The organism is Marinobacter fonticola (assembly GCF_008122265.1).
In the GTDB taxonomy this organism is placed as follows: domain Bacteria; phylum Pseudomonadota; class Gammaproteobacteria; order Pseudomonadales; family Oleiphilaceae; genus Marinobacter_A; species Marinobacter_A fonticola.
On sequence record NZ_CP043042.1, the window covers coordinates 2,881,890 to 2,903,224 of the forward strand.

The following is a 21,335-nucleotide window of genomic DNA, read 5'->3' on the forward strand; positions in this document are numbered from 1 at the left end:
TCAGCTAGCGCATCTAGAATCGACGAAGGAAGGAAGTTAATGGATAGTATCTGGCTGGTACTTGGCTTGGCGCTATTCCCAGCGTTGGGAAACTTCGGTGGTGGTCTAGCCGCGGAGGTCTCCGGAACTACCGGGCGCCATCTCAATTACGCCCTTCATGGTGCAGCAGGACTCATTATCGCAGTGGTGTCGGTTGAAATCATGCCACGCGTGCTGGAGAGTCTTTCAGCCTGGCTAATCGCCATCGCTTTTACACTGGGCGGCATCGCTTACGTAGGTATCGAAAAGCTCGTTGAGGGTTTCCAAAAGCGGCGAAGCCAGCAGGGAGAGAACAGTCAGACGAGCGTCTGGATGATCTACATCGCCGTGTTCATTGATCTGTTCAGCGATGGCCTTCTGATCGGGGCGGGATCGGCGGTTTCGCCGTCGGTTGCAATGATTCTGGCAGCGGGCCAGGTGCTCGCGGATGTCCCTGAGGGTTTCGCAACGATCGCTAACATGAAAGACAAAGGGATCCCCCGCAGCAAGCGCCTGCTGATCTCTGCCTCCTTTGTGATTCCCGTACTCTCGGCAGCCGCCTTCGCTTACTTCGTGCTCAGGAACCAACCAGAAACGTTAAAGTTAGCAGCATTGACATTCACGGCAGGCCTCCTCACGGTTGCTGCTATCGAAGACATGATATCCGAGGCCCACGAGAGCGGAGAAGATACCCATGTCTCCCCTCTGGCCTTTATAGGCGGCTTCGTCCTGTTCGTTCTGGTCTCAGCCGGGTTGGAAGCGGTGACGCCGCAAAGCTAATCGGCTGTTCCCCAATATAGCCACGCCCTTCTGGTCGAATGCGAAGCATCTCGCCATGATCTCGTTTCGCTTAATCCAGAAGGAGTCCTATGATCATTCGATAGTGATATTGCGGTTGATGCTTTTCCTGGTGAGTTAGCACCGAAGCAAAAAATAATGTAAATGTCGCAAGCATACTCCATTTATCGACCGCGTGTGCTGCACACAGCAAAGAAGAGTCGTCAGCGATCCCTCCAACGACTGAGCTGAACAATTGCTGGCGGCGATGGTCAGAGTGCCAACGGTATTGCCCTTTACCCAATTAATAACATTGGTGCATCGAACGTAAATGTATTGAACGGTGTTGCCTTCACCGTCCTCATAGCTGTCGTTTAGTTCAAGCCATGTACAACGGGCGCCCCCTAGCGCAATCCAGGGGGTGCTCGATTGTTCTTCTGGAAAGGTAAAGATCCCGCTTTCAATCGGTTGAGGAGGTGACCTTCTCCACCCACTCGCCCTGGGACAGATCCACAGTGTGATCCAGCGCTTCTTTGCGGTTGATGACGTCCAGAAAGAAACCGTTCTCCTGAAAGGCATCGACCCGCACCGCTGAGGGGGATTACCATATCAACAATCCGTCCACGGCCGCCGCTTCCACTGACAGCCATGTCTGTTGAGGTACGATCTTTCACATCGTTTCCTGATCAAGGCACGGTCACCACGATCTTGCCGAACTGCTGGTTGGATTCCATGTACTCATGGGCGGCGATCATGTCGTCAAAGGTAAAGGTTTTGGACACGATGGCCGAGAAATCGCCGCTTTCAAGTCCCTCTTTGACAAAGCGCTTGCCACGCTCAAAACGTTCGGCGTCGCCAATAACCTCGAACAACGTATAGCCGCGCATGGTCAACGCCTTTTTGAGCCCCTTGATCAGTGGGAATGGCGTGGGCTCGCCCGACAGGGCACCGTAGACGACCAGCGTGCCGCCTGGTGCCATGGCATCCACCAGGTTTTCGACCTGGGGTCCAGCGACCGGGTCGAACACCAGGCGGGCGCCAGCGTCATCAGTAATGCGCATCACTTCGGCGGCGATATCCTGCTCCTCGGTGACGATGACGTGTGCAGCCCCGGCTTTTTTCAGGTCGTCGACTTTCGCCGACGTGCGCGTAGCGGCGATAGAGATGGCGCCGACGCTGTTGGCGATCTGGATCGCGGCTAAGCCAACGCTGGACGACGCCGCCGGGATAATGATTGCATCGTTCCTGCTAAGCCGACCAATTTCTATGAGTGCGCCGTAGGCGGTCAGAAATGGCATCCATACTGCAGCCGCCTGCACCGCGTCCAATCCCGGCGGGCGCGGGGTCACGGCATAAGCGGGCACGATGGCCTGTTCGGCGTAGAAGCTGTAATCGTTCATCGAGAATCCGGGAATCACGGAAACCGAATCGCCTTGGCTGACGCCATCGACCCCGTCTCCGACCGCTTCAACGATGCCGGAGCCTTCGTAGCCGATACCGGCCGGTAGTTGCGGCTCCTCTAAATAGTTGCCTGAGCGAAACATAGCCTCCGCGCGGTTCAGGCCGATCGCCTCGACCTTCACGCGAACCTCGCCGGCGCCGGGTTCACCGACCTCGACCTCTTCATACTGCAGAACTTCGGGTCCGCCAGTTTCATGGAAACGGATCGCTTTAGTCATGTGATGCTCCTCAAATCGAATCGAACAGCGTGCCGATGATCTCGGACAGGCTGGGATGGATGTGGATGGACCGGCATACCGCATCGGCCGTGCCGTCGCCCGCATTCATGGCCACAACAACTTCGTGAATCAGCAAGGCGGCATTTGGGCCGATGATGTGGCAGCCCAAAATCCGCTCGCTGCCGTTTTCTACGATTAGCTTGGCAAAGCCCGCCGGCGCGCCGACGATTTTGCCCTTGGCCACATCGGCGTAATCGACCTTAGCAACGCGATAGTCCAAACCCTGCTGCTTGCATTCGTCTTCGCTCAAGCCGACCGCGCCGATCTCGGGGTCGCTGAACACAGCATGTGGGTTGCTGCGATACGACATCCTTTCGTCGCCGCCCTGGGAATTGCGATAGGCCAGCTCACCTTCGTAGCTCGATGCATGCTTGAACATACCTCGGCCAATCACATCGCCGTAAGCATAGATATCTGGGTGATCGGTGCGTAGATGCGCGTTTACCCGGATAGCGCGGTTGTCTACTTGCACGCCGGTCTGACTCAGATCAAGCGTTTCGGTATTGGGCGTACGACCGGTGGCCACGAGTATCTGCTCTGCATCCAGTGTTTGCGTCGAGCCGTTGGCGGTTTCTACCTCAACCCGCTTGGTCACACCCTCGGTCTTCGCGCGCTTCGCCTTGCCGGTCACCAACCGTACCCGTTTACCGAACTGCTCGGTGAACAGCGCGCGGACGTCGTCGTCTTCGGATAGCAGTTCCTCGCTCGAATTGACGACCGTGACGTCGGTACCCATGGCGGCGAAGAAATAGCCGAGTTCTGCGCCGATATAGCCACCGCCGATCACAATCAGGCTTTCCGGCTGCTGTTCGAGTTCGAGTACATCTTCGTTGGTCCAGTAACCGGCGTCTTCAAGGCCCTCGATCGGCGGAATGGTCGCCCGCGCGCCGCTGGCGATGAAGATCTTGTCGCCAGTGATGCGCGTGCCGCTTTCGGTTTCCAGCAGCTTATCGCCGACAAACCGCACCCGCTCGAAAACCGGCGTCATCGCGGCTTCCACCCATTCGCGAGCGCCGGACGCGTTATTGGCCCTTGACGAACGCATCTGGCGCATGATTCCGGCGAAATCGATACTCATGCTTTCTTGGTCGACATGCACGCCGAAAGTTGCGGCGTCGCGAATGGCATCGACGGTGCGCGCGGACTGAACCAGCGTCTTGGTGGGGATACAGCCAAAGTTAACGCAGGTGCCCCCGATGGCCTCGGGTCGGTCGGTTATCAGCGCTACGGACTTATCGTCCTGGCTGGCGAAATAGGCGGCGGTCAGGCCGGAGCCACCGCCGATGACGACCACATCGTACTTTAGGGTTTCTGCCATGCTAAAACCTCGCCTCGGCCGTTTTACAGTAGATTGCCCCGGTTCACCGGCACCGCCGGGCATACCGATGCCAGCCTGGATGTCCAGGTGGGCACTAGTCCGTCGATTCCTTTACCTGGTTCGAGGGTGTGGCGTTGCGGATCAGCGGATTGTTCTGCCCCGTATCATGTTCCCACTCGGCTTGGGCATCCAGGGTGGCTACCGGCGAGATCATATCCGTCGAGAAAGCGCGGGGGTCATGATGATTGGCAATTTTCTGCGGCCAATCAGGGTTCGCTAGTGCCCCGCGTGCGAGGCTGACGAACTGCACATGCTCAGACGCCAGCAACGCTTCCGCCCGTGCGGGATCTTCGAGTTCGCCGTTGCCGATCACCGGCACGCGGCCGTGTTGCCGAGCCAGTTCAGCCAGGCTGGGGCCATCGTTGCTAAATGCCGGATCGACAGCGCCCGCGCCAGTGATGTGTATAAAATCGACACCGGCCTCGGCCAGCGAGCGGAAGATGAGCGCGGCGTCGTCTTCACCCCCGGCCCAGCGGTGCTGCATATTGTTGACCTTGGTCTGTGAAAGCCGAATGCCCACCGGAAACCCTTCGCCCATCGCATCCTTGACGCTGCGCACGATCATCCGTGGCACGCGCAAACGATTGCCAATACCACCGCCATATTCGTCCGTGCGTTGATTGCTGTAATCGGTGATGAACTGGTCGATTAGATAGCCATTGGCGCCGTGGATTTCCACGCCGTCGAAGCCGGCGTCACGGGCGCGTCTGGCGGCGTCGACAAAAGCGTCCACCACTTCAAAAATACCGGTCTCGGTGAGAGCCGTCGGCATGGCGTATTCGCCCTCATCGCCGTACATCGACATCTTCTCGCCCAGGGGCTGCACCTTAGAGGGTGCAACCGTGTCGTCCTTCCAGCGGTTGCGTTGCACCAAGGCGCCAGCGTGCATAATCTGCATGAAGATCGGCGTTTGGTATTTATGTACCGCGTCCACTACCCGCGCCCAGGCGTCTTTCTGGGTATCGTTGGCAATGCCAGGCTGATTGCCGTAACCCTGGCTAGAGCGTTCATCCGGATAGGTGCCCTCGGTAATGACCAACGCAAAATCGCCTTGGGCAAAGCGGGCATAGTATTGGGCCATCTGCTCGGTAGGAACACCATCCTCGCTAGCGCTTACCCGTGTCATAGGCGCGACTATTGCGCGGTTTTTCAAACTGCTCCCGCCGATATGCCCCGGCGTGTACAAGGTGGGATAACGGTTACTTTCGGGTTTCAGAGATGTGGTGGTGGCCATGTCTGTTCCTGCTTTAGAAGTAAGTACAATAGGAGGCAGGTTTACGTTGTCAGCCCCTCATGCTTGGCTTCGACAGCCTTGGTGGGGCCAAGGCTGTCCGGGTTGACGTGATGTCATATGACATCGTGATTTGAGGCTCGCCTTCCACCGAACCTTCTGTGGGGGTCATTACGCTATGGGGTCATTACGACTTTAATGCAGCCGTCCTTCTTTGCGTTGAACGCTGCGTAGCCATCCGGAGCTTCCGCCAACGGGAGGCGATGGGTGATGATGAAGGACGGGTCGATAAGGCCCTGTTCGATCGTTTTAAGTAGAGGCGGCATATACTGCTGCATATGGGTTTGCCCGCTCTTGAGCGACAGACTCTTGTTCATCAGCCCATGCAGCGAGAAATTGTCCACAGCGTTGGTGTACACGCCGGGCAACGACAGATGGCCGCCCTTGCGGCAGCAGCGAATCATTTCGTTGAGGGCCTCGGGATGATTTTCCTCAGTCGAGTCACTATCCCGGCGCTCGGCTTCCGGGTCGCCCTGGCCGTGGGCTTCGGCGCCCACCGCATCGATACAGCGGTCTGGCCCGAAGCCTTTGGTCATTTCTAATAGGGCTTCATAAACGTCCTGCTCCTCGAAGTTGATAGTCTCCGCTCCGGCCTTGTCGTGGGCCAGTTTCAGCCGTTCCGGTACGCGGTCGATGGCGATGACTCGTCCCGCACCCAACATCCAGGCGCTGCGAATCGTGAACTGGCCAACGGGACCGCAGCCCCAAACAGCCACCGTATCGCCGGGCTCGATGTCCGCATTATGCGCGGCCATCCAGCCGGTGGGGTAAATGTCGGATAGGAACAGCAACTGCTCATCGCTATAATCCGATTCCACTTTCAGTGGCCCAACGTCCGCGTATGGCACGCGCACATATTCGGCCTGGCCGCCTGGAATACCGCCGAGGAGATGCGAATAACCGAACAGAGCGGAGGGCGAATGGCCCATTACTTCGGCTGCCTTGTCCGCGTTGGGATTGGATTCATCGCAAAGTGAATACAGGCTTTTGTTGCAGAAAAAGCAACTACCGCAAGCAATGGTGAAGGGCACCACCACGCGATCGCCCTGCTTCAGGTTCGGCACGTCAGCGCCGGTCTCCACCACTTCGCCCATAAACTCGTGGCCAAGCACATCACCCGCTTGCATACCGCCCATCAAGCCATTGTACAAATGCAGGTCGGAGCCGCAGATGGCGGTGGCGGAGACCTTTATAATAGCGTCTCGGCTGTCTTCGATTTTCGGGTCTGCAACGTTATCTACGCGAACATCGTGCGTTCCATGCCAGGTTAAAGCCTTCATATCGGCAGTCCTCTTTTGAGTTTGCGTAAGAATGCTGGGTAGGTGTTTAAATCCTCTTTTTGAGCTCGTGTCTAGGAACTACTGTTGCGCTACGCTATCGGGTAGCGGCGAGTCGAACTCCAAAGCATAAACAGCGCTGCTGGATGGACGATATACTCATCACGGCCGGATTTGACTGCTCGGATTTCCTACTTCGTTGAGAGCACGGTTTTTTGATCTCATAGGGAAGACAACTATTTCTATAAGTGGAAACCCTTATGACGCAAGTGAAGTCAGTGCCCATTCGACTTGCAAACGTTGCGTCCTCAACAGCGGGCACGCAGTACCTCGCCACGTCACTCCACTTTTGGCGTCGGCCGCACCAGAATTTCATTCACGTCCACATGATCAGGCTGCGACACGGCATACATCACCGCTCGGGCGATATCGTCGTCAACCAAGGCGTGCTCCGGCTTTTCGTCGAAAAATGGCGTGTCGACCATACCAGGCTCGATTAAGGTTGCTCGAATGCCGCTGCCTCTCAGCTCTTCGCGCAAATTATAGCCAATAGCCGTTACCGCCCACTTAGTGGCACTGTACATAGACCCGGGAATGGTGGCGCGGCCTGCGCCAGAGCCGGTCAGCAAGACATGGCCCTTCGATTCGCGCAGTGCCGGCAGAGCCGCCTGTATAGTTAGGCCGACGCCATAAATGTTGGTCAGGATCATGTCGCGCCAAGCCTCATGATCGGCGCCGCTGAACCCGCCGGGCGAGCCGCCCCGGCCAGCATTGGCAAAGACTGCGTCGAGACGCCCGAAACGGTCCAGGGTTTGCGCGACAGCCGATTTCTGCTGATCGAAGTCCTGAACATCGCACTCAAGCGCCAAGGCCTGCTCCGGACCGCCCAACTCCTCTTGCAACGATTGCAACTTATCGACCGAACGAGCCACCAGAGCAAGATGGTAACCGTCTTTCGCGGCCGCACGAGCCGTCGCGGCGCCGATGCCTGTAGAAGCGCCAGTGATCAACATTACCTTGCTTGTCATATCGCGTCCCTCTTGCTTGGCTAGGTGAATAAGCCCAGCGCCCTTTAATAAACACTCGTCAATTCCCAGGTTAATGCGTTAACCAGACCGCACGCCAGCACGTGGACTTTACGGTTCTGCAATGACGATCAGGTGATGTGACGGGCGGGGCTGGCCTGTTTTGTGCTTAATGCTATGTGTCATAACAATGTTTTGGCGCCCGAGGACGAGAAAAACCATGTCATTGCTTGCATCACTGGCCCGTGCTGGAGCCAGCTTTCAACAAGCCGCTGAAAATCGCGCCGCCCGTCAGGCCGCCGCGCAGACCGCTGTTGCCAAGCCCGAGGAGAAAGCCGCAACAGCCGCGGATGATAGCGTTGTCCTTAACGGGGGAGAGCCACGCAGGCCTTCCAGCCAGCTTTCTGTGAATCGTTATAAGCAGGATGTCGGGCCGGATCATGCCTTCGTTCGTGAGACCCTGCGGCATAAACTTGCCGAGTACAGCCTGAATCCGGCCACCCGGATTGCGGTGGAAAAGAAAGAAACGGGAGGATTCGCAATCCAGGGCGTGATGCCGGAAAGCACACGGCAACAGATTGAGAAAGATCTGGATAACAACAAGACTTTCAAGGAGGCGTTCAGCCGGCTCAGTGTCAACGAACCGACGGTGTCATTCGTGGATACGGCGCTCCGTCTCAATCAAGCCTACGGCGTCAGTAACACCCTGCTCGACCAGATGGTGAGCGAGAACCAGCAGTTCAATGGCCTGCAGGACCTCACCCATCGCCTCGACAGCCTACGCCGTAACGCCGGCACCGACAGTCTTGACGCTGCAGGCCAGAACCGGCACTACGCGTTCAGCCTGAACGCCCGCGCCTAACTCGCCAAAAATCTATTGGAACGGCTCGGGGTCGCCCTTGCCGACCCGCACGATCTCGGGCACCTCACCGCAGAAGTTCACGACGGTCGTTGCTTCCATGCCACAGAATCCGCCATCGATGATCAGATCCAGGTCGTGCTCCAGTGTTTCGCGAATGTCGTAGGGATCGGTCATCGGCTCGGTTTCGCCCGGCAGGATCAGCGTACTGCTCATGATCGGCTCGCCCAGTTCCGCCAGCAATGCCTGCACGATGGCATTGTCGGGTACCCGTAAACCAATCGTGCGTCGCTTGGGATGAAGCAAGCGACGTGGCACTTCACTGGTCGCATCCAAAATAAAGGTATAGGGCCCAGGCGTGAACGTCTTCAACAGTCGATATTGGGTATTGTCCACCTTGGCGTACTGCCCGATATCGGACAGGTCCCGGCAGACCAGGGTGAAGTTATGTTTGTCGTCCAGGCGGCGGATGCGTTTGATACGTTCCGTCGCCGGCTTATCCTCCAGCTGACAGCCTATCGCGTAGGCTGAGTCCGTCGGGTAGACGACGACGCCGCCTTTGCGCAGGATGTCCACCGCCTGCTTGATCAGGCGCAGTTGCGGTGTTTCCGGGTGAATCTGAAAAAACTGACTCATAAGACATCCTTTCTAACGGTCATTAAGACGAATGTAGACAGGCAGCCTATGCCTTGTCGTGCTTGGAACCACCCAGGCACTGGGGTGAAGCGGGAGAGACTTCATTGCGGGCTTGCCACTCCTCCGGCGTATAGAGATGCAATGCCAGGGCATGCACGCCCCCTTGAAGCTCGCGACCCAGAGCGCCGTAAATCGCCTGATGACGTTTTACCCGGTTCTTGCCGGCGAAATCCTCGCTAACCAAGGTCACTTTGAAGTGAGTTTCCGAGTTGGCGGGAACACTGTGCATGTGACTCTCATTCGCCACCTCAAGATGGGCGGCCTGGAAGCCATCGGTAAGCTTCTTTTCAATCGCTGACTGAATCGGCGCGTTGGAATTTTGCATCTTGAACCTCCCATATCCTACTCGGCATATTGTACAACATTGAGCGCCGGTCGCGCTTGACAGTCCCGGCGAGGTCGGCCATCTTCCTTCGCCCGTTAGCTCCCAGCACCGAGAATCCCATGCGGCTTTTTATCGCGGAAAAACCCAGCCTCGGGCGCGCCATTGCCGCAGCCCTCCCCGGCCCGATGCAAAAAGGCAAGGGCTGGCTGCGCTGCGGCGAGAGAGATGTCGTGAGCTGGTGTATCGGCCACCTGCTGGAGCCCTCCGAGCCTGGGCAGTACGATCCCCGCTGGCAGAAATGGCAGTTGCATGAGCTTCCCATCGTCCCCGAGCAGTGGGCCGTCAGCCCTAAGGAGAGCGTTCGCGAACAGCTGGGCGTGCTGGAATCACTGATCGGAAAGGCGGAAACCATCGTCCATGCCGGAGACCCGGACCGTGAAGGCCAGCTTCTGGTGGACGAAGTGCTGCGCTACTGTCGCGTTCGGCGCCCGGTGGAACGCCTGCTTATTCAGGATCTGACCCCGACCGCGGTGATCCGCTCGCTAAACCGGTTGCGTGATAACCGCGAGTTTCGGCATCTCTCGCACTCCGCCCTGGCTCGTCAGCGGGCCGACTGGCTGTATGGCATCAATCTTACCCGAGCCTATACCCTGCGCTACCGCCAGCAGGGGCAGCAAGGGGTCTACTCGGTGGGCCGGGTGCAAACGCCGGTGCTGGGCCTGATCGTCGAACGGGACCAGACTATTGCCGGCTTTACGCCGCGCCCCTTTTATACGCTGACGATCAACTGCGTCCCACAAGGCAGTGATCCCCAAAGCGGGGCTGAGGCATTCACCGCCCGCTGGCGTCCCGGCGACGCTGTCCGGGACGCCATGGACGAGGAAGAGCGTATCCTTGATCGCAACGTGGCGGAACAGGTCGCCGCTGACGTCGATGGCCGCAGTGGCGACATAGTTAATGCCCGTTTTCGCGATCGCAACGAAGCGCCGCCGTTACCCCTATCGCTCTCCGTGCTGCAGATCGAGGCCGGACGGCTGTTCGGCATGGGCGCAAAAGCCGTGCTGGACACAGCGCAGAATTTGTACGAAAGGCATCAGCTGATCACCTATCCGCGTTCCGACTGCCGGTATTTACCGGAGGCCCATTTTGAGCAAAAGCATGAGGTTATTGCAGCACTAAGAGGCATAGCTCCGGGTTTGCAGCGGTTGGCGGATCAGGCCGATACCAAACGCCAGTCCCGGGCCTGGGACGACGCTAAGGTGGATGCCCACCACGCCATTATTCCCACCGGTCGGCAGCGGCCGGCCGGCAACCTGAGCAGGACCGAGCAGCGAATCTACGAGCTGATTAGCCGCTATTACCTGATGCAATTCTATCCGGACGCTATTCACCGCGAAGGCCGCCTGGATGTGAAGGTCGCCGGCCACGACTTCCGTGCCACCGAAACCGGCGTGGTGGATCAGGGCTGGAAAGCTCTGGAATTACGCAAGAAAGAGCAATCGGATAGACCCTCTCGTCCCCTACCAAGACTCAAGCAAGGCGATGCGGTCCAATGTACGTCGCCGCAGATCAAAGACCGAATGACCCAGCCGCCCAGTCATTTTACCGACTCCACGCTGCTGTCGGCGATGACGCACATTGCTCGATTCGTAGCCGACGCGGACTTGCGCAAAACCTTGCGGGACACGGATGGTTTAGGCACGGAAGCCACTCGCGCCGGGATAATCGAGACGTTATTCCGGCGTGAATACCTTTTCCGGGACGGGCGCGCCATCAAGGCCAGCGAAAAAGGTCATGATCTAATCGGTGCTTTACCCGCCGTCGTCGCTCAGCCGGATATGACCGCGGTATGGGAAGCCACTCTGGAGCAAATTCGCCAGGGGGAAGCCGATCCCCGGTTTTTTCTACAAACCATCGAGACGCAGATCACCGACTTGATTACGTCTCTAAAGTCGAACGCTCCAGCCGGAATCCCTGGGCCGCCGCCAGAGCAAACGGGCGTGCACTGCCCTCAATGCCGGGCACCCATGCGTGAACGGGACGGCAAGTTTGGACCATTCTGGGCTTGCTCACGATATCCCCAATGCAAAGGCACCCGCCCCATAGAAGACGATACGGACCATGCCGACGGCGCCAATCAGGCACCGACTCCCTGCCCGGCCTGCTATTCGCCGCTTACTCGACGGCACGGAAAGAAAGGCTGGTTCTGGGGCTGCAGCAACTACCCATCCTGCCGGCACACAGTCAGTGATGTTGACGGAAAGCCTTCCACCGTCCGCCCCTGAGTGGCGGGCATTAGCCCGTAAAGCGGCTCCATGCGCTCGCTTTCTCTCCAGTGCACCACCCTCTCCAGCTCGCCACAGCGAGCAGCCTAAGCACACCTATCTTCAGGTCCGGTAAAAAACGTACACGTTTGCTCAGAAAATCCTTAGGTATGCGAATAACCCGGACAGGACTTTACGGTACGGATATCGCTGTCCGATTTATTAACAGTACGCTACACAACGACACTGACCGCAGGCCCTCGATTTGCGAAAATAATCAATAGAATGGCGTCGGCTCTGCACCCGTTTTGCGCCAATATTCTCAGGAGAAACTCAATGCGCATCGCTCTTTTGGAAGATCAACTGGAGCAAGCCAGGAACATAGAACACCTGCTCAGGGAAAGCGATCATCACTGCGACAGCTTTCAGACAGGCCAGTCGTTCCTAAGCGCGGTCACCCATCGTAGCTACGATCTGCTGATCCTGGACTGGCAGATTCCAGACATGACCGGCATTGATGTGCTCAAGCACGTTCGGGCTCAGCTTAACTGGCCGATCCCGGTCGTGTTCCTGACCCAGCGCGATAGCGAGCAGGACATTGTTCAGGCCCTGGATGGCGGTGCAGACGATTACCTCGCCAAGCCGGCTCGCCCAGCGGAACTGCTGGCGCGTATCCACGCGCTGGTGCGCCGCAGCAACCCAGAAGTGGATCGCCAGACCTTGGAGTACGGCGCGTTCAAGATCGATACCAAGGCTCGCATGATCCACTTGCGTGGCGAATTGCTGACCCTGACCGATAAGGATTTCGACCTGACGCTTTTCCTGTTCCAGAACAAGGGCCGCCTGCTAACACGGGAAATGCTGCTGGAGCGGGTCTGGGGCGTCACACGGGATATCAATACCCGCACCGTGGACACTCATATGAGCCGTCTAAGGCGACGGCTGGGTATCAAGCCGGAAAATGGATTCCGTATTAAGACCATCTATCAGCGAGGATACCGCCTCGAAGCCATGGACGAACTGGGCACTGAAATGGATAGCGCCGTCAGTGACGAGTCATTGGGCTAAAAGCCCGACGATTGTTTTCGACCCCAAAAGCCGTAAAGGCGACGTTCATGCGACTATCGACAACCCCTCTACCGGGAATCGTCCGTGCAGTCGGCTTGGTGTTGATGGCTGTTGCCATCTCACCCGTTCAGGCCGAACTACCGATTACCCGGGGCTCCCAAACCGTAGCCTATACGCCATCGGCCCATTCGCGAGACCTGCAGGACTGGCGCTACACGTTGCGCCCCGGCGAAACCTTACCTCAGATCAGCCATCGCCTGCTCGCTAGCGGATTCGATATGTTTCAGTTGGCACGCTACAACGACATTGACGATCCGCAGGCCGTTCTTCCGGGCCAAAGCATTAACATTCCGGTCAGCTGGCTGGAAAAACGGCCCGAACCCGCCATGGCGCTCGCGGTATCGGGTCCCGTCCAGCACGTTGATGGCGTATCGGGCAGGCGACAACCCCTCACGCCGCAAATGACGATTCAGGCCGGTGACGAAATCACGACCCATTCGGGCTTCGCCGTTATCCAATTGGCAGACGGCTCACTGATGCGTCTTGGAAAAGAAAGCCATCTGATTTTCAATCGGCTGACCCGTTTCGGCAAGACGGGCATGGTGGATACCCGCATGCGCCTGGGCCGGGGCGAGCTGGATGCGGACGTCGAAGTCCTGATCGAGGACGGCTCACGCTTTGAGATCGATACACCTTCCGCCGTGGCCGCAGTGCGCGGCACCGCCTTCAGGCTGCGGGTGGACGCTTCCAAAACCGAACTACAAGTAACGGAAGGCGCTGTCGCCTTCGGACCGTCCGGCAAGACCGTCAATATTCCAGCGGGCTTCAGCGGGATCGCTGGCAAGGGGACTCTCAACCCGGTGGATATCCGGCGGTTGCCGTCCGCGCCACAGCCCGGTAGCCCCTTACCCGAGACAGCGCATAAGCTGCCGCTCGAACTGAACTGGCCCGATATCGCGGGCGCCAGCCACTATCAGCTCGACATCTTCAATGCCGACACCGGCCAGTGGGTGACACGCAAACAAACCAAAAACCCCGTCCTGTCCTTCAACCACCTGGACAACGGGCGCTACAACATCCGTCTGGCGGCAGTTGACCCTCGCGGCATGCCCGGCATGCCCTATCGGCAGCAGTTCGACGTGGCCCAGCAAGCCAAAACCGCCACACTGGAACAACCGGCCGCCGACGCCCAGCTTGACGATGAGATGCCATCGTTTTCCTGGCAGTACAACGGTAGCAACGAAGTTGCGCGAGTCGAAGTGGCCGAGACACCCGATTTTTCCGATCTCGCCGCAACCAGCGAATGGGCGCCGGATAGCAACGCCATTCCTACACGTCCTCTCAATCCTGGGGAGTACTACTGGCGCGTCGTGACGGAAGCGGGGGGGACGTCCATCGCCATGTCGGAACCGCGGAAGCTGATGATCAACGGCACATTGCCCCCAGCTCGCATCATTAATATCAACTACGTCGACAGCCAGGTGCGTATCTTCTGGCAACAAGTACGTTCCGCCGACAAGTACCTGCTACAACTGTCTGAGGACCCGAGTTTCCACAACATCATCAAGGAAGCAAACGTCGCCGATACCACAGCGGCCTTGCGCCTGATTCCCGGAAGGCGGTATTTTGTGCGCTTAAAAGCGCTTTCTGACGGTCCAATCACAGGTCGGTGGGGACCTGGCAGGGAGCTTTTTGTTAACTGAACCGCCAAACGACTTGTCAACTGAAGCCCAAACAAGGGGGTTGACTGCCCCCAAACGACATGGGGCAGGAATAACCATGGGTTAGGCGGGCTTAACTAAGCGAGACGCATGTACAGGGAATGGTTTCGACTGACGCGCACGGCCTGGAAACTGGCGCTCCCCCTCATCCTCGTTGCGTTCGCGCTGAAACTTGCCGGTCTTCCACAGCGGCTCGACCTCTGGTTCTACGATACGCTGGCCATGGGTACGCCGCTGGCGCCTTCGCAAAATCTCGAATTAATCGCTATCGACGAGAGAAGCCTGCGTGAGCTTGGGCGCTGGCCCTGGCCCCGCGAGCGGCATGCCGAACTGATTACACGACTGAACGCAGCAGGCGCCAACGTCGTCGTCTTCGATATCCTGTTTACCGAACCCAGTCCTGGAGACGCCCCGCTGGCCGCTGCCATGCGCCGACACGGCAAGGTCGTGCTTCCCGTTCATCTTTATCCATCCACGGCAGACTCCCCGCTCTCGGAACAACTTCCCACTGCCGAACTTACCCGCGCCGCCGGGGCCTTGGGACACGTGCATGTGGAACTGGATGAAGATGGCATCGCCCGCGGACTGTATCTTTACAGCGGTCTGGGTGAGGCGACCTGGCCGGCCATTTCTCTGGCGGCTGCCAAACTCGATGACCAGCGCGTGCCTGAGGCTGTCCCGTTGGACGAGCCTACATCGCCGTACGTGAACGTGCGCAGCCAGTACGCCCATATCCCGCTATCAGGCCGCGTTGGCACCGTTTCGGCAAGCTCATACAGCGATGTACTCCTCGGTCGGGAGACCATGGATCGTTTTACCGGCAAAACGGTCTTCATAGGTGCCACGGCGCCGGGCTTCGGCGATGTCCTACCGACCCCCCTGTCAGGGCTCGCCAGCCCGATGTCCGGCGTCGAATTCCACGCCAACGCCTATTCTGCCCTGGCGCAGGGTAAGGTGATCGATACGCTACCGAAGTATCAGGTAGCGATCCTGGTTATTGCAGTCGTCCTTTTCATTAGTTTAGCCCTGCCTCAACTCAAGCCGTCGCATACCCTCTGGGTGTGCCTGATGACCAGCGCCCTCTTCCTCCTCGCGTCGACCCTACTTTTCCGGCATTTCCACCTGTGGGTGCCGGTAGCCCAAGCGTTGCTGATACCGCTGATTGCCTACCCGCTGTGGAGCACACGGCGCTTGACGCTACTTAATACTTTTCTCAACCGGCAGCTTGATGCGCTCAGTCACGATCCCGGGCTCGGGCTCAAAGACCCGCAGGACCAACAGCCGCTGAGGATCGTCGAAGATCTCCGGCACCTGCTGCAAGCCAACGGCTGGTGGTTATCCCAGGGCGACGTCATTGTGGCGCGCCACCGATTGACGGCAAACGATCGTCCGCCAGCGCTTAGTATCGGCCAATGGACACATGTGGAAGACCAAAGCTGGATACGCTTCAGTCGCGGCGAGCGCCAGTTCGACCTTGGACTCGAGCTACCTCCCAGTCTTTCCAGGGAAGCCAGCCGACGCTATTTGCAGCGGTTGCGCATCGACAATCCAGACAAGTTCATCGATTCGGAACGTGAATTTCCGGCTGAGAATATTGGCGCCCGTATCGAGCGGGTGCGCTATGCCATTGAATCTCTGACAGGTATGCGGGAGTTTATCGGCCGCGGCTTCGAACGGATGCCGGATGGCGTCATCGTGACCGACGCCTTGGCGACGATCCAGTTCGTCAATGGGCACATCGAAGAGTGGTTCGGCGAACCTCGGCCCAGCCTCATCGGTATGCCACTACCGGCATTGCTCAATGCCCACGACCCTCGCGACTCCGCTCCCTGGCAAGAAACCATCGCCGATACCTTGACGCTGGGTCAGACCCGCACGGTCGACCTTCGAATCAAGGGTCTGGACCTGTTGATCCACCTCGCGCCGTTCAGCATGTCGGACTCCGACCAGCACGGCATCATAGCCAACATTTCCAACATCTCGGAGCTCCGCGAGCAACAGCGACAGCACCGGGAAGCCATCGACTTCATTTCACACGACGTGCGTTCTCCCCTGGTTTCCCAATTGGCTCTCATCGCACAACTCAAGCGCCGGCCGGAATCAATCGGGCCCGAGCAGCTTGAGCATTTGGGCAAACTGGCCCGCCGTAGCTATCAGCTAGCGGAAGAATTCGTTCAGCTGGCCCGGGCAGAGCAACTCACCGAAACCCGTTTTTACGATTGCGAATTTCTAGCCGTGGTGGAAAACGCCCGGGACAGTGTGAGCGAGCAGGCGCTCAGCAAAGGCATCGAGTTGGCACTGCATGGCGCCGAAGATATCTGGCTGCGAGGTAACGCCGAGCTATTGGAACGCGCGGTCATCAACCTGTTGACCAATGCGGTGCAATATAGTCCCTCCGGCTCGACGGTAACCATCCAGGTTTTCCGCGCGGGGCATCAGGTTTGCCTTGCCATCTCAGACGAAGGTGCCGGCATTGCCGAAGATGAACTCCCTCACCTGTTCGACCGTTACCGGCGCCAAAAGAGCACGGAGCTTTCAGGCAACCGGGGCGCGGGTCTGGGCTTATCTTTCGTGAAGGTGGTGGTCGACAAACACAAGGGAGAAATAAGTGTGCAATCAACAGAAGGCGAGGGATCGGCCTTCACGATACGTCTTCCGGTGGCCGATCCGTTGGCGTTGATGGCACCGACGCCGGAGTGAAGATCTTATGCGGCGCTCGCCGGAAATCAACGAGCGCCGCTTGTCCAAATAGATTTTCTAACCCATTAGAGGGGCAATCTGCGGTCTATTTAGATCGACTTGCTGACCACACTCGATAACGCGCTGGCCAGACCTTCGGTATCGATTGCCCTGACCGCGAAGTACCACTCGCCTTCCGCCAAGTTCTCGATGGTGTAGCTGGTGGCATTGGCGTCATCGATAGTGACCGCGTTGTCCATTTCGTCGGCATCACGACCGTAACGGATTTCGTAACCGCTCAATTCGCCTAAATACAACTTATCGCCGTTCATCCGCGTAAACGGCGCGTCCCAGCTCAGTCGTGCATAGGTATCGGCGACTTCGGCCTGATCACCCCGATCTCCGCGATCACCGGTGTTCGAGGATACGATCTGCGTGTAGAAGTTTTCCGTTAGCGTTTTCACAGTCTCCAAAGACTGCCGTACGCTGCTATCTACGACTCTGCCTTGAAGGTCCTCGGATAACATCACGGACCGCAGCATAACTTTATCGACAGAGGGCTTACCGTCGCTATCCGTTGTCGCCGAGAAGGCTCCCTCGCTGCGAATGAGCGCCTCGCTGTCCGCAAGTACCTCTTCGATCGAGTTCCAGTTCGTTCCGTCTACGAGAGACAGGAACGCCGCGTTGATGACCGCGAGCTGGACAGCGTCCGTACTGCCTGTGAATCCGTCAAGACGAACCAAATCCGGCGGTGGCAATTGCAGGGTGCCGGCGCGCAATCCGAAAGCAGACTCCATTTCACCGTAAGCCTGTTCAATACTGTTTCCGGCCAGCCCCGCTGTGGACTCTTCGGCTAGGGCAACCGCCAGCGTGGACAGCGGGGTCAGATAAACTTCCCGCGAAGCATCCAGGTTGACCGCAGCGCGCAGACGGAAGTCTTCGCTCAGGATAAAGGTCTCGCCAAAAGCAACCGCATCCGGTGTGCCCACGAAACAGGATGGCACGACATCGCAGGTCATCCGGGTTTGTCCGTCGGCGCTCAGTTCAATCAACACCCAACCTGAGGTCTTACCCGCAACCGGGAGCTGGAAGCGGCCCTGACTGTCCGTTACCGCGGTCTGCCCCAGTGTAGCGACTGCCTCGTATTTACCCGTCTGGGGGCTAATCTCAAGACTCCAAGCCTTGACCTGCCCCTGGCTGACAACGCCCTTGATAGCGCCACCATTGAGCACGATAGACTCTGAAGCCGTATTGGTTGAAGCGGTGTTGCTTGAAGCAGAGGAACTTGAGCCATCGAAGAGACCTCCACCACACCCAGTAAGAATAAGGGAGAGTGCTAAACCGGCGATCCCTGCCCCTGACTGTTTAATGACGGATAAAAACATCTTTTGCCACCGATATATTGACGTGTTGATGGCAGTTTACCCGTCGAGGCACGCTGATAATGTGTTTTACGTCTTCCAGATGTTATTTTTTTAGCCAATTATTTGACATTAGTTAACTAGGCTCCCCTATGCATACAACCAAGATACACTTTGATGTCCGGCGCTTTCGCCCAGAATTCGACTGCTCCGCGATTGGCACCCTGTACCAGACCTCTATCGAAAACCTTGCTCGAGCCGATTACGAACCGGAAGCGCTAGCTGCATGGTGCCAATGGGGCAAAAACACTCATGGCATCGGCCTCACACTCAACCGAGGCCAGACGCTGATCGCCCAGTACAGCGGCCGAATTGCCGGTTTTGCCCAACGTCAACCGAAGACGCACATCAACATGCTGTACATCCACCCGGATTTCGCCCGACGCGGCATCGGCAAGGCGCTTGTAGAAGAACTTGCACTAACGGCCAAGCGAGAAGGCGTCATGCGCCTAACAGTCAACGCCAGCCGTACGTCACGAGGATTATTTGAAAAAGCAGGCTTTATTGGCAGTGCGCCGGAATGGGTTGAACGCGAAAACGTGAAGATCGAGCGATTCCCGATGTCACTGGAGCTTTGATAGAAAGCGAGAAGAAAAAGGAGGGTAACCGAAACGAAAGAAGGCCAGTCAAAGACTGGCCTTCTTAATTGGTAGCGGGGGCTGGATTCGAACCAACGACCTTCGGGTTATGAGCCCGACGAGCTACCAGACTGCTCCACCCCGCATCAAACTGTGTTTTGCCTTTTATTCTCAAGCCCCACCGGGGTCGGGCTCATTACCCGAAGGTCGGCAAACTCCCTTCGGCTATCTTGGGATGGGGAGCCCGACGAGCTACCAGACTGCTCCACCCCGCATCAAACTGTGTTTTGCCTTTTATTCTCAAGCCCCACCGGGGTCGGGCTCATTACCCGAAGGTCGGCAAACTCCCTTCGGCTATCTTGGGATGGGGAGCCCGACGAGCTACCAGACTGCTCCACCCCGCATCAAACTGTGTTTTGCCTTTTAATCTCAAGCCCCACCGGGGTCGGGCTCATTACCCGAAGGTCGGCAAACTCCCTTCGGTCTTCAAATATGGTAGCGGGGGCTGGATTCGAACCAACGACCTTCGGGTTATGAGCCCGACGAGCTACCAGACTGCTCCACCCCGCATCAAACTGTGTTCCGCCTTTTATTCTCAAGCCCCACCGGGGTCGGGCTCATTACCCGAAGGTCGGCAAACTCCCTTCGGCTATCTTGGGATGGGGAGCCCGACGAGCTACCAGACTGCTCCACCCCGCATCAAACTGTGTTTTGCCTTTTAATCTCAAGCCCCACCGGGGTCGGGCTCATTACCCGAAGGTCGGCAGACTCCCTTCGGCTATCTTGGAATGGGGAGCCCGACAAGCTACCAGACTGCTCCACCCCGCATCAAAATCGGTAAGACTGAGGCGTCTCTATGTGTTGCCTCGATCTCAGTGGCGCGAATAATACGGACTCATATTGGACCTGTCAATCGATTATCGGATATGTATTTTTACACACGCCACCAATAGGCGGTCAGCTCGGAATCGTCGTCGTTCGTCGACAGCACTTGCGGATTAACGATTTAAAGGTTATTGAAGTAGACTTGGTTGTAGCGAATTTGGTGTGTTGCGCACGCCAAATGGTATTGAAGCAGTAGATTCGCTTGGGAATTCGATGGCATCGTCTGATCACAAGAAAAGCACCCAGGGGCTGGAAGCTTTAATTCAGCAGGCGCGCCGCAATGAGGCTATCGCTGCCAAACTCTTCGATATTGAACTGGAGATGCTTCGGGCCACCGACCTCTCCAGCTTTATCGACGGACTCACCGAAAATGTCAGGGGCCGCTTTGAGCTGGACGATGTCTGGTTTGTCTTTACCGATATCGAAGAAAATCGTCGTTTGCTGCACCTACTCGATAGCCAAGGCGCGCTGTCGGAAAGACAGCTGATCAGTACCGTCGATTTTCTGCGCCTGACCGACAACGGTAGTTATCCGCTGTTGAGAAACAGACCTAAAGCGCTAGCCAGGCTGATTCCCTCTCACCTCCGCGAGTACATCGGGTCTCTCGCGATATTGCCTCTGCAGATGGAAGGACGACTGATCGGCGCTCTGATTCTCGGCGCGTCCGATGGCCAGCGTTATCAACCGGGTATGGAAGCCTTCTTTCTACATCAATTGGCCGTGAAGACCTCGGCAGGACTAACCAGCATCTGGGCTCGGGAACAACTGCGCCAGCTTGCGACTCGCGACCCATTGACCGGCTTACGTAATCGCCGGGATATGGAATCAACTTTGGAGCAGGAGCTGGGGCGTTCGCAGCGTTACGGCCAAGCCATGGCCTTACTCTTTCTGGACCTTGACGATTTCAAGCACGTCAACGACACCTGGGGACACGAAGCCGGCGATGCCTGCCTGATTCATGTGGCCAACCATTTCCAGGCTCTGCTGCGCCGGGATGACAGCATATTCCGATTTGCTGGTGACGAATTTATCGCACTGCTCCCGGGCCAGAATGAAGCGAGCGCGGACCAAATCGGTAAGCGCATGCTGCATGAGCTGGCACAAAACCCCTTGACTCGGAATGGCTCGGAGATTTCGATCTCTTTCAGCTACGGCGTAGCCTGCATACGACCGGAATCCAACTCAACCGCAGAAGAGTTGCTCAGGATTGCAGATAAGCGGCTTTACGAAATGAAGAGAAGCAGCGAGAGGCGCAAGAGTCAGACCGCCACAGAGGACGCCAGAGATGTCACTAGCGCCCCTTAATGCCAGCGTGACTATGAGCCCTAACAAAT

At 57.6% G+C, this 21,335-nt stretch carries 17 protein-coding genes and 2 tRNA genes; 8 read left to right on the plus strand and 11 right to left on the minus strand.

The genetic code is table 11. The features are described 5' to 3' along the window. The first annotated feature begins 39 nt into the window (after window positions 1-39). On the plus strand, window positions 40-798 hold the full coding sequence (locus FXO11_RS12810; RefSeq protein WP_148863335.1) for a ZIP family metal transporter: 759 nt from the start codon (window positions 40-42) through the stop codon (window positions 796-798). 457 nt (window positions 799-1,255) lie between these two features. On the opposite strand, the gene FXO11_RS20585 is transcribed toward FXO11_RS12810, so the two are convergent. The 6 genes from FXO11_RS20585 to FXO11_RS12835 form a co-directional block, all read right to left on the minus strand. Continuing rightward, complete coding sequence (locus tag FXO11_RS20585; protein ID WP_264766171.1) at window positions 1,256-1,384, minus strand: hypothetical protein; 129 nt, start codon at window positions 1,382-1,384, stop codon at window positions 1,256-1,258. A 97-nt stretch (window positions 1,385-1,481) separates the two neighbouring features. Continuing rightward, window positions 1,482-2,474: a zinc-dependent alcohol dehydrogenase family protein gene (locus FXO11_RS12815; protein WP_148863336.1), complete on the minus strand. Its 993-nt coding sequence runs from the start codon at window positions 2,472-2,474 to the stop codon at window positions 1,482-1,484. Window positions 2,475-2,484: 10 nt separating this feature from the next. Then, complete coding sequence (locus tag FXO11_RS12820) at window positions 2,485-3,852, minus strand: dihydrolipoyl dehydrogenase family protein (protein ID WP_168203170.1); 1,368 nt, start codon at window positions 3,850-3,852, stop codon at window positions 2,485-2,487. A gap of 94 nt (window positions 3,853-3,946) precedes the next feature. Then, window positions 3,947-5,146 (minus strand): oxidoreductase, encoded by a 1,200-nt coding sequence (locus FXO11_RS12825; RefSeq protein WP_148863338.1) that lies wholly within the window; start codon window positions 5,144-5,146, stop codon window positions 3,947-3,949. A gap of 173 nt (window positions 5,147-5,319) precedes the next feature. Next, a complete protein-coding gene (locus FXO11_RS12830; protein ID WP_148863339.1) occupies window positions 5,320-6,483 on the minus strand; it encodes a zinc-dependent alcohol dehydrogenase in 1,164 nt (387 codons plus the stop codon). A gap of 335 nt (window positions 6,484-6,818) precedes the next feature. After that, window positions 6,819-7,508 carry an SDR family oxidoreductase gene (locus FXO11_RS12835; RefSeq protein ID WP_148863340.1) on the minus strand — a complete coding sequence of 230 codons (690 nt, stop codon included), beginning with the start codon at window positions 7,506-7,508 and terminating at the stop codon, window positions 6,819-6,821. A gap of 217 nt (window positions 7,509-7,725) precedes the next feature. Here FXO11_RS12835 and FXO11_RS12840 point away from each other — a divergent pair, with 217 nt between their 5' ends. Beyond that, the gene (locus FXO11_RS12840; protein WP_148863341.1) at window positions 7,726-8,367 is read left to right on the plus strand and encodes a hypothetical protein; all 642 of its coding nucleotides are present in this window, start codon (window positions 7,726-7,728) and stop codon (window positions 8,365-8,367) included. Between the two features lie 12 nt (window positions 8,368-8,379). On the opposite strand, the gene FXO11_RS12845 is transcribed toward FXO11_RS12840, so the two are convergent. Both FXO11_RS12845 and FXO11_RS12850 read right to left on the minus strand, forming a co-directional pair. After that, complete coding sequence (locus tag FXO11_RS12845; RefSeq protein ID WP_148863342.1) at window positions 8,380-9,000, minus strand: L-threonylcarbamoyladenylate synthase; 621 nt, start codon at window positions 8,998-9,000, stop codon at window positions 8,380-8,382. A gap of 46 nt (window positions 9,001-9,046) precedes the next feature. Further along, the gene (locus FXO11_RS12850) at window positions 9,047-9,385 is read right to left on the minus strand and encodes a BolA family protein (RefSeq protein WP_148863343.1); all 339 of its coding nucleotides are present in this window, start codon (window positions 9,383-9,385) and stop codon (window positions 9,047-9,049) included. 119 nt (window positions 9,386-9,504) lie between these two features. Between FXO11_RS12850 and FXO11_RS12855 the strand changes: the two genes are divergently transcribed. The 4 genes from FXO11_RS12855 to FXO11_RS12870 all read left to right on the plus strand — a co-directional run bounded on the left by FXO11_RS12855 (window position 9,505) and on the right by FXO11_RS12870 (window position 17,138). After that, entirely contained in the window at window positions 9,505-11,670 is a 2,166-nt protein-coding gene (locus FXO11_RS12855) for a DNA topoisomerase III (RefSeq protein ID WP_148863344.1), read from the plus strand. 315 nt (window positions 11,671-11,985) lie between these two features. After that, a complete protein-coding gene (locus FXO11_RS12860; protein ID WP_148863345.1) occupies window positions 11,986-12,717 on the plus strand; it encodes a response regulator transcription factor in 732 nt (243 codons plus the stop codon). Window positions 12,718-12,764: 47 nt separating this feature from the next. Beyond that, window positions 12,765-14,420, plus strand: a complete 1,656-nt coding sequence (locus FXO11_RS12865; protein WP_148863346.1) for a FecR domain-containing protein — start codon at window positions 12,765-12,767, stop codon at window positions 14,418-14,420. 108 nt (window positions 14,421-14,528) lie between these two features. Beyond that, complete coding sequence (locus FXO11_RS12870) at window positions 14,529-17,138, plus strand: CHASE2 domain-containing protein (RefSeq protein WP_148863347.1); 2,610 nt, start codon at window positions 14,529-14,531, stop codon at window positions 17,136-17,138. Window positions 17,139-17,227: 89 nt separating this feature from the next. On the opposite strand, the gene FXO11_RS20520 is transcribed toward FXO11_RS12870, so the two are convergent. Further along, window positions 17,228-18,349, minus strand: coding sequence for a fibronectin type III domain-containing protein (locus FXO11_RS20520; RefSeq protein WP_227545898.1), 1,122 nt, complete (start codon window positions 18,347-18,349; stop codon window positions 17,228-17,230). Window positions 18,350-18,630: 281 nt separating this feature from the next. Here FXO11_RS20520 and FXO11_RS12880 point away from each other — a divergent pair, with 281 nt between their 5' ends. Continuing rightward, the gene (locus FXO11_RS12880; RefSeq protein ID WP_148863348.1) at window positions 18,631-19,116 is read left to right on the plus strand and encodes a GNAT family N-acetyltransferase; all 486 of its coding nucleotides are present in this window, start codon (window positions 18,631-18,633) and stop codon (window positions 19,114-19,116) included. Window positions 19,117-19,185: 69 nt separating this feature from the next. On the opposite strand, the gene FXO11_RS12885 is transcribed toward FXO11_RS12880, so the two are convergent. After that, window positions 19,186-19,262 (minus strand) — tRNA-Met (locus tag FXO11_RS12885). A gap of 347 nt (window positions 19,263-19,609) precedes the next feature. Further along, a tRNA-Met gene (locus tag FXO11_RS12890) sits at window positions 19,610-19,686 on the minus strand. A 528-nt stretch (window positions 19,687-20,214) separates the two neighbouring features. Between FXO11_RS12890 and FXO11_RS12895 the strand changes: the two genes are divergently transcribed. After that, complete coding sequence (locus FXO11_RS12895; RefSeq protein WP_148863349.1) at window positions 20,215-21,306, plus strand: GGDEF domain-containing protein; 1,092 nt, start codon at window positions 20,215-20,217, stop codon at window positions 21,304-21,306. Window positions 21,307-21,335: the final 29 nt, after the last annotated feature.

Coding starts and splice junctions, on each gene's coding strand:
- FXO11_RS12880 (WP_148863348.1), top strand. CDS start 18,631: ATGCATACAACCAAGATACACTTTGATGTCCGGCGCTTTCGCCCAGAA.
- FXO11_RS12820 (WP_168203170.1), bottom strand. CDS start 3,852: ATGGCAGAAACCCTAAAGTACGATGTGGTCGTCATCGGCGGTGGCTCC.
- FXO11_RS12830 (WP_148863339.1), bottom strand. CDS start 6,483: ATGAAGGCTTTAACCTGGCATGGAACGCACGATGTTCGCGTAGATAAC.
- FXO11_RS12815 (WP_148863336.1), bottom strand. CDS start 2,474: ATGACTAAAGCGATCCGTTTCCATGAAACTGGCGGACCCGAAGTTCTG.
- FXO11_RS12840 (WP_148863341.1), top strand. CDS start 7,726: ATGTCATTGCTTGCATCACTGGCCCGTGCTGGAGCCAGCTTTCAACAA.
- FXO11_RS12845 (WP_148863342.1), bottom strand. CDS start 9,000: ATGAGTCAGTTTTTTCAGATTCACCCGGAAACACCGCAACTGCGCCTG.
- FXO11_RS12860 (WP_148863345.1), top strand. CDS start 11,986: ATGCGCATCGCTCTTTTGGAAGATCAACTGGAGCAAGCCAGGAACATA.
- FXO11_RS12825 (WP_148863338.1), bottom strand. CDS start 5,146: ATGGCCACCACCACATCTCTGAAACCCGAAAGTAACCGTTATCCCACC.
- FXO11_RS12895 (WP_148863349.1), top strand. CDS start 20,215: ATGGCATCGTCTGATCACAAGAAAAGCACCCAGGGGCTGGAAGCTTTA.
- FXO11_RS12870 (WP_148863347.1), top strand. CDS start 14,529: ATGTACAGGGAATGGTTTCGACTGACGCGCACGGCCTGGAAACTGGCG.
- FXO11_RS12835 (WP_148863340.1), bottom strand. CDS start 7,508: ATGACAAGCAAGGTAATGTTGATCACTGGCGCTTCTACAGGCATCGGC.
- FXO11_RS12855 (WP_148863344.1), top strand. CDS start 9,505: ATGCGGCTTTTTATCGCGGAAAAACCCAGCCTCGGGCGCGCCATTGCC.
- FXO11_RS12865 (WP_148863346.1), top strand. CDS start 12,765: ATGCGACTATCGACAACCCCTCTACCGGGAATCGTCCGTGCAGTCGGC.
- FXO11_RS12810 (WP_148863335.1), top strand. CDS start 40: ATGGATAGTATCTGGCTGGTACTTGGCTTGGCGCTATTCCCAGCGTTG.
- FXO11_RS12850 (WP_148863343.1), bottom strand. CDS start 9,385: ATGCAAAATTCCAACGCGCCGATTCAGTCAGCGATTGAAAAGAAGCTT.